The organism is Mucilaginibacter sp. (assembly GCF_041663085.1).
In the GTDB taxonomy this organism is placed as follows: domain Bacteria; phylum Bacteroidota; class Bacteroidia; order Sphingobacteriales; family Sphingobacteriaceae; genus Mucilaginibacter.
Window position 1 is genome coordinate 1 of the sequence record NZ_JBAZRC010000195.1, and the last position, 7,174, is coordinate 7,174.

9 protein-coding genes are annotated in these 7,174 nt (G+C 42.8%); 4 read left to right on the forward strand and 5 right to left on the reverse strand.

Annotation, left to right across the window (positions count from 1 at the left end; translation table 11 throughout):
- Positions 1-57: 57 nt before the first annotated feature.
- Positions 58-1,317 carry an NAD(P)-binding domain-containing protein gene (locus tag WC615_RS21810; RefSeq protein WP_372980162.1) on the reverse strand — a complete coding sequence of 420 codons (1,260 nt, stop codon included), beginning with the start codon at positions 1,315-1,317 and terminating at the stop codon, positions 58-60.
- Between the two features lie 227 nt (positions 1,318-1,544).
- Here WC615_RS21810 and WC615_RS21815 point away from each other — a divergent pair, with 227 nt between their 5' ends.
- From WC615_RS21815 to WC615_RS21830, 4 genes are all read left to right on the forward strand, one after another.
- A complete protein-coding gene (locus WC615_RS21815; RefSeq protein WP_372980163.1) occupies positions 1,545-2,285 on the forward strand; it encodes a hypothetical protein in 741 nt (246 codons plus the stop codon).
- Positions 2,286-2,292: 7 nt separating this feature from the next.
- Complete coding sequence (locus tag WC615_RS21820; RefSeq protein WP_372980164.1) at positions 2,293-2,736, forward strand: hypothetical protein; 444 nt, start codon at positions 2,293-2,295, stop codon at positions 2,734-2,736.
- Positions 2,733-3,098 (forward strand): glyoxalase superfamily protein, encoded by a 366-nt coding sequence (locus WC615_RS21825; protein ID WP_372980165.1) that lies wholly within the window; start codon positions 2,733-2,735, stop codon positions 3,096-3,098. Before WC615_RS21820 ends, WC615_RS21825 begins: the two co-directional genes overlap by 4 nt.
- A 93-nt stretch (positions 3,099-3,191) precedes the next feature.
- Complete coding sequence (locus WC615_RS21830) at positions 3,192-3,605, forward strand: VOC family protein (protein WP_372980166.1); 414 nt, start codon at positions 3,192-3,194, stop codon at positions 3,603-3,605.
- Between the two features lie 148 nt (positions 3,606-3,753).
- On the opposite strand, the gene rpsJ is transcribed toward WC615_RS21830, so the two are convergent.
- The 4 genes from rpsJ to rpsL all read right to left on the reverse strand — a co-directional run.
- Positions 3,754-4,059 carry a 30S ribosomal protein S10 gene (gene rpsJ / locus WC615_RS21835; RefSeq protein ID WP_022830652.1) on the reverse strand — a complete coding sequence of 102 codons (306 nt, stop codon included), beginning with the start codon at positions 4,057-4,059 and terminating at the stop codon, positions 3,754-3,756.
- Between the two features lie 158 nt (positions 4,060-4,217).
- Positions 4,218-6,329: an elongation factor G gene (gene fusA / locus WC615_RS21840; RefSeq protein ID WP_372980167.1), complete on the reverse strand. Its 2,112-nt coding sequence runs from the start codon at positions 6,327-6,329 to the stop codon at positions 4,218-4,220.
- Between the two features lie 108 nt (positions 6,330-6,437).
- Positions 6,438-6,905, reverse strand: coding sequence for a 30S ribosomal protein S7 (gene rpsG / locus WC615_RS21845; RefSeq protein ID WP_067063090.1), 468 nt, complete (start codon positions 6,903-6,905; stop codon positions 6,438-6,440).
- A 19-nt stretch (positions 6,906-6,924) separates the two neighbouring features.
- Positions 6,925-7,174, reverse strand: a 250-nt coding sequence (rpsL, locus tag WC615_RS21850) for a 30S ribosomal protein S12 (RefSeq protein WP_372980168.1), incomplete at its 5' end; no start/stop codon positions are given.

Here is a 7,174-nt window from a genome sequence, read left to right on the forward strand (position 1 = left end):
CGACTGCTCAGTTCGCGAATAGATCCTTCGCGAAGTTCAGGATGACAAACACCAGGGCTACCCTGCCATCAATCGCCTTATCAACTCGGCGCTTTGCTTGTTACCTTCTTCCAGCCTGCCTTTAAAAAAGGCTTGTACCTCGTTAAAATGTTTCTTGTAGCCTTCCATGTCGCCGTAGCCAATAATTGCGCTCCACTCCCGCACTGCCGAATGAAACTCCAGATCATCACCGCGGATGGTTTTATCATACAATGCGGTTTCTATCGATTCTTCGAGCAGCTCTTCATTCTTAAACAGGTATTCGGCAATACCAAGACGTAACCTAAACGGTGGTGTTTGGCAGATGAGGTTATCATACGGGTTTACGCCCAGGTGGTACCAGGCATCAACCATGCTTAATATACTGAGGTGCGAGTTTGGTTTTTGATGATCGGCATTTTGCGATAACGAAAACTCCCTCATTACGCTATCATTAAGCATAATGGGCTTGCGGCTCTCATGGAACACAAAATCGCGCGCGCGGTATAACCGTGCCTTAAACTCTGCCGCTTCCTCTTTGATCATCAGCTTAAACAACTCAGATTCGGACATCGCGTATTGCCTCACCTGCTGCCGCGCGTATGGGTTAAGGATTGCCAAGCCGGCATACACGTGCGCTTTATAACTAAATATACGCAGGGTGGTCAGGATCTTTACATTATCTATCCCGCCCACATAAGAAGCGTTCTCCCAGGGGAAAAAACCGGCAGATTTCCACGCTGTACCCATACTCTCGAAACCTACGTGTGTTACCGCCTGGGTATCGGCCACTATTTTATCGTGCTCGTGGTAATGTTTTATCTCAACAATATCAGTCTCTACGGCTGTAAACAAGTCCAGCATACGTTTGTAAGCATCAGGCTCACTACGGTGGTTTATCAATATTAGTTTTTGGCCTTTAGGTTCAAAACCCGGCCCATGCATAGCATGAAACGTAATGATCTGCGCATCTACAGGCAGGTATTTTTCAAATATAGCTATCTCGGGGTGTTTAACCGAAGTTTGCCCGGCTACTATGGCGCCGTACTTAGTTGCAGGCCCGTATTGGGCCACTACTTGTTCCAGCTTATCGGCCTCAACCGAGTAGATGATCAGGTCGCTTACGCGCGATACATCTTTCCCATCATCCATCAGGGTAATACCCAACGGGTTTAGTTCGTTTTCCAGTCGTTCCCGGTTAATGGGCATATCGCAACCGCATACTGTATAACCCGCTTTTGCAAAAGCTTTGGCATACAAACGGCCCATATCGCCCAAACCTATAATACCTATCCGCATAGTATAAATTAAAAAGGCTAATATATGCTTTTGATAATTACACGCTATAATATATAGTTAACATCTTTTTTATACCTTACAGATGCTTATTGTAAAGATAATAGTGATGTTTGCGCTATATATGAACAATATTTATAAACTTTAAAGTAATTTATTACGTTAAACATATTGTACCAACTTTAAAAACACTACCCTATCCTATAATTCCCCCCGAACCTAATATTTATATGATGAAGCTTTTTAAATTACAGACACTACTAATAGCATTAATATTAAGTTACAGCGGCTTTACTTACGCACAAGATACTACCAGAAAAGCCGCTGCTGTAAAAACAACTGCTGCAAAACCAAAATATAACACATATAAAAAACCGGTAACGCCAGCTGTTACGCCCCCGGTTAATGCGGCGGCAACAACACCTGTACAGCAACGGCCACTTGCCCCTGTACAACCCGCTGCGCCGGTAGATAAAAGCTTACGCGGGCAATATCAATATTTACTAACCAAAGTATATAACTATCAGCAGCCACTGGTAGCTGCTTTATTTAAAAATTATAACGATACCCTTCGTATAACGCGCAAGCAGTTAACAGAAGCAAAGGCTACACTTGCAGAGCAAACAAAAACCATAGATACACTAAAAGCGTCAGCAACTACAAAAGACCAATCCCTTGCCCAGTCAAAAGCAAAGGTTGATGAGGTAAGCTTATTGGGTATGCCGCTTTCAAAATCAACCTACAATTTAATTATGTGGGGGCTTGTAATAGGCTTCGGCGTTATAGCTGCTATTGTTATTGCCCGGTCTGGCAGCCACAGCCGCGAGGCCAGCTACCGTATTAAGCTTTATAACGAACTGGAAGAGGAGTACAAAGCGTACAAAACCAAAGCCAACGAAAAAGAAAAGAAACTTGCCCGTGAGCTGCAAACCGAACGTAATAAAAACGACGAACTAACCGGTAAAGGATAAACCTTGCATGAAAGCTTACCTGTTTGGCTGGAACCCCGTTAAGTTTAAGTGGGAAAATATTGACGCTGATATAGAAAAGCTTAATACTACCGGCAAATTAGTAGATAACTGGAGCGTTGCCAGCCATAAAACCATCCAACCCGGCGACAGGGCTTACCTGGTACGCTTGGGTCCCGAACCAAAAGGCATTTTCGGCTCGGGACACATTGAATCTGAGCCTTACCTGGCATCCCGCAAGGGGCGCATCTACCACCGCATTAACATCAGCATTGATGTTTTGCTGAACCCCGAAAAAGAACCTATATTAACTTTTGATATATTAAAAACAGGCAACCTTGCCGAACAAACCTGGGCGCCACAGGCATCGGGTATTTCCATCAGGCCGCATTTGGTTGATGAACTGGAAGGTGTTTGGCTTGATTTTTTAGCTAATAAGGAGGACTACCTATGACAACCATAAAACCCATGTTCAGGATGTTTGATTATGATAAAGCTATTGAGTTTTATGTGGACTGGCTTGGCTTTAAAATCGACTGGAAACACGGTGTAGAAGGCGTGCCTGTTTATATGCAGTTGTCATTAAATGATATACAGTTCCATCTGTCAGAGCATCACGGCGACGCCAGTCCAGGTTCCCATTTTCGCGTTGAGAACTTTACAGGTTTGAGAGCTTTTCATGAACATCTGATAGCCAAACATTATAAATATAACCGCCCCGGTTTAGAAGTGCCCGAATGGAATACCGATTCGATAGAGATGACGGTGAACGATCCTTTTCTAAATCGCATCACTTTTGTTGAGGTATTGAAATAACAAGTCGCAAACGCCCCCTTAAATTGTCGTTTTTGCGCATTTGCAGTATAGCTTTGCGCCCATACCTTTGGATAAACAAAACAATTCAAAAACATGGCAACTCAAATTTTTTTAAACCTACCCGTTAAGGACCTCGATAAGTCGGTATCGTTTTTCACCAAACTTGGTTATACCTTTAACCCGCAATTTACCGACGAGAAAGCAACCTGCATGATCATCAGTGATACCATTTATGTAATGCTGCTGACAGAACCTTTCTTCCAGACCTTTACTAAAAAAGAAATTGTAAATGCCCATAAAGCTGTAGAATGCAGCATATGCTTATCTGCCGAGAGCAAAAATGCCGTTAACGAAATGATAGACAAAGCAGAGGCAGCGGGTGCTACTATACCTAACCCGGCCACCGATTACGGCTTTATGTACCAGCATAGCTACGAAGACCTTGACGGCCACCACTGGGAAATTGCGTGGATGGATCCAAATGGCATGCCGCAGCAGCAGGGGTAAACCAGTTTTGATAAGGCGCCATTGCGAGGGTAGCAATCTTTGAGCTATAAGCCTGTAGAAGATTGCTATGCTCGTAATGACGGGCTGATTAAACGCAAAAAGCCATTCTTTTTCAAGAATGGCTTTTTTTATAGATCTTCCGGTACAGTTATACTTTTATCTCCACTTCAACACCGCTTGGCAATTCAAGCTTCATCAGCGCATCTACAGTTTTTGAGTTTGAGCTGTAGATATCCAATAAACGCTTGTAAGAGCATAATTGGAATTGCTCACGTGCTTTTTTGTTAACGTGTGGTGAACGTAAAACAGTGAAAATTTTCTTTTCGGTTGGTAACGGAAGTGGTCCGCTAACTACAGCGCCTGTTGGCTTTACTGTTTTAACGATCTTCTCGGCTGATTTATCAACCAAGTTGTAATCGTACGATTTTAATTTGATCCTGATTCTTTGGCTCATGTTATTTGTTTTAATGATGATTTCACCGATTTACTGACGATTTCACCGATTTGTTAATTGGCCACCCTAAGAGCTATTTATTAGGTATGGCTGTTATCTTAAAATCACACCGGTCAATCTGTGAAATCACAAATCGATCGGTGTAATCATTTTCCTAATTACGCGTTTTGAGCAGCTTTTTTGCCTTTTGCTTTGGCAACTACTTCTTCCTGTACGTTACGTGGTGCTTCAGCATAGTGATCAAACTCCATGGTTGAAGTAGCACGGCCAGAAGTGATAGTACGTAACTGGGTTACATAACCAAACATTTCTGAAAGTGGTACAGTTGCTTTAATTACCTGTGCACCTGCGCGGCTGTCCATACCTAATAGCTGGCCACGACGACGGTTCATATCACCGATAACATCACCCATGTTTTCTTCAGGGGTAAGGATCTCGATCTTCATGATCGGCTCAAGCAATACTGGTTTACAACGTGGCAATGCCTCGCGGTAAGCCATCTTAGCAGCTAACTCGAAAGATAGCGCATCTGAATCGACCGCGTGAAACGAACCATCAATTAAGCGTACTTTTAAGCTGGTTAACGGGTAACCTGCTAATACACCGTTTGCCATTGAAGCAGCAAAGCCTTTTTCTACAGATGGGATAAACTCACGAGGGATTGAACCACCGCTAATTTCGTTCACAAACTGTAAGCCTTCTTTACCTTCGTCGTTTGGTGATAATATAACTTGTATATCAGCGAATTTACCACGGCCACCGGTTTGTTTCTTGTATGTTTCGCGGTGTTGTATAGTACCTGTGATTGATTCTTTGTAAGCTACTTGTGGCGCACCCTGGTTAACTTCTACTTTAAACTCACGTTTTAAGCGGTCCATGATGATATCCAAGTGAAGCTCGCCCATACCGCTAATTACAGTTTGGCCGGTTTCTTCGTCAGAGTTTACACGGAAGGTTGGATCCTCTTCAGATAATTTACCCAAAGCCATACCCAATTTATCAACGTCAGCCTGAGTTTTAGGCTCAATAGCCAAACCGATAACCGGCTCAGGGAAGTTCATCGACTCCAACACGATAGGGTGTTTCTCATCACAAAGTGTATCACCTGTTTTGATATCCTTAAAGCCTACTACCGCAGCAATATCACCTGCACCTACGTTAGGTATAGGGTTTTGCTTGTTAGCGTGCATCTGGAATATACGAGAGATACGCTCTTTGTTATCTGAACGCATGTTGTGTACATATGAACCAGCCTCAAGGTTACCTGAGTATACGCGGATAAAGCACAAACGGCCTACGAAAGGATCCGTCGCGATTTTAAACGCTAATGCTGCAAATGGTTCTTTTTCTGATGGCTGGCGGATAATTTCTTCGCCGGTCTCAGGGTTTGTACCAACAATACCTTCAACATCCATAGGCGAAGGAAGTAATTCCATCACATAATCAAGCATGGTTTGTACACCTTTGTTTTTGAAAGATGAACCACAAACCATAGGCACAATTTTAGCATCTAACACTGCTTTACGCAATGCATCTAAAATTTCGCGCTCGGTGATTGATTCCGGATTATCAAAGAATTTCTCCATCAGGCTCTCATCGTAATCAGCAACTGATTCCAATAATTTCTCTCTCCACTCGGTTGCTTCCTCGATCATATCCTCAGGGATAGGCACTTCAGTAAAGGTCATACCTTTATCATGCTCATTCCAAACAATACCTCTCCAATTAATTAAATCAACAACACCTTTAAAGTTCTCTTCAGCGCCAATTGGCAATTGAAGCGGAACAGCGTTGCTGCCTAACATGCTTTTTACCTGTTTAACAACGTTTAAGAAATCGGCACCAGAACGGTCCATCTTATTAACGAAACCTATACGGGCAACGTTATAGTTGTTTGCAAGCCTCCAGTTGGTTTCTGATTGTGGCTCAACACCATCAACGGCAGAGAATAAGAACACCAAACCATCAAGTACACGTAACGAACGGTTTACCTCTACGGTAAAATCCACGTGACCCGGGGTATCAATAATGTTGATATGGTATTTCTGGCCTCTGTATTTCCAGTCGATAGTAGTAGCAGCAGATGTAATGGTAATACCACGTTCCTGCTCCTGCGCCATCCAGTCCATTGTAGCTGCACCCTCGTGTACCTCGCCAATTTTATGGCTAACACCCGAGTAATACAGAATACGCTCTGTAGTAGTGGTTTTACCGGCATCAATGTGAGCGGCAATACCTATGTTTCTTGTATATCTTAGATCTCTTGACATTTCAGTTTTGATTTTTTGATTTCGCTGATTTATTTAATGATTACACCGATTATGCAATCATAGCAAAATCGGTGTAATCCAAATATTAAATCGGTGTAATCCTTTTATTTAGAATCTAAAGTGAGAGAACGCTTTGTTAGCCTCGGCCATTTTGTGCGTATCTTCTTTCTTCTTCACGGCAGCGCCTTCACCTTTAGCAGCAGATATGATCTCGCCGGCTAATTTCTCCATCATGGTTTTTTCACCACGACGACGTGCATAGCTGATAAGCCATTTCATACCCAAAGCAACTTTACGTTCAGGGCGAACCTCTGTAGGAACCTGGAAGTTTGCACCACCAACACGGCGGCTTTTTACTTCAACAGCAGGCATTACATTGTTCAAAGCTTTTTTCCAGGTATCTAACCCGTTTTCGCTTGTTTTTTTCTCTACTATCTCAACTGCATTGTAGAATATGGTGTAAGCGGTAGATTTTTTACCATCAAACATCATGTTATTTACAAACCTGGTTACCAAAATATCATTGAATTTTGGATCAGGAAGAAGGATTCTCTTTTTCGGTTTTGACTTTCTCATTTTTACTATCCTCCTTTAATTATTTCTTTTTACCTTTTGCTGGAGCCGCTGCTGCTTGTCCTGGTTTAGGACGCTTGGTTCCGTATTTAGAACGACGTTGGTTACGACCGGCAACACCAGAAGTATCTAACGCACCACGGATAATGTGGTAACGTACACCCGGTAAGTCTTTAACACGACCACCACGGATCAAAACAATAGAGTGTTCCTGTAAGTTGTGGCCTTCACCAGGGATGTAGGCGTTAACTTCTTTACCATTTGTAAGGCGC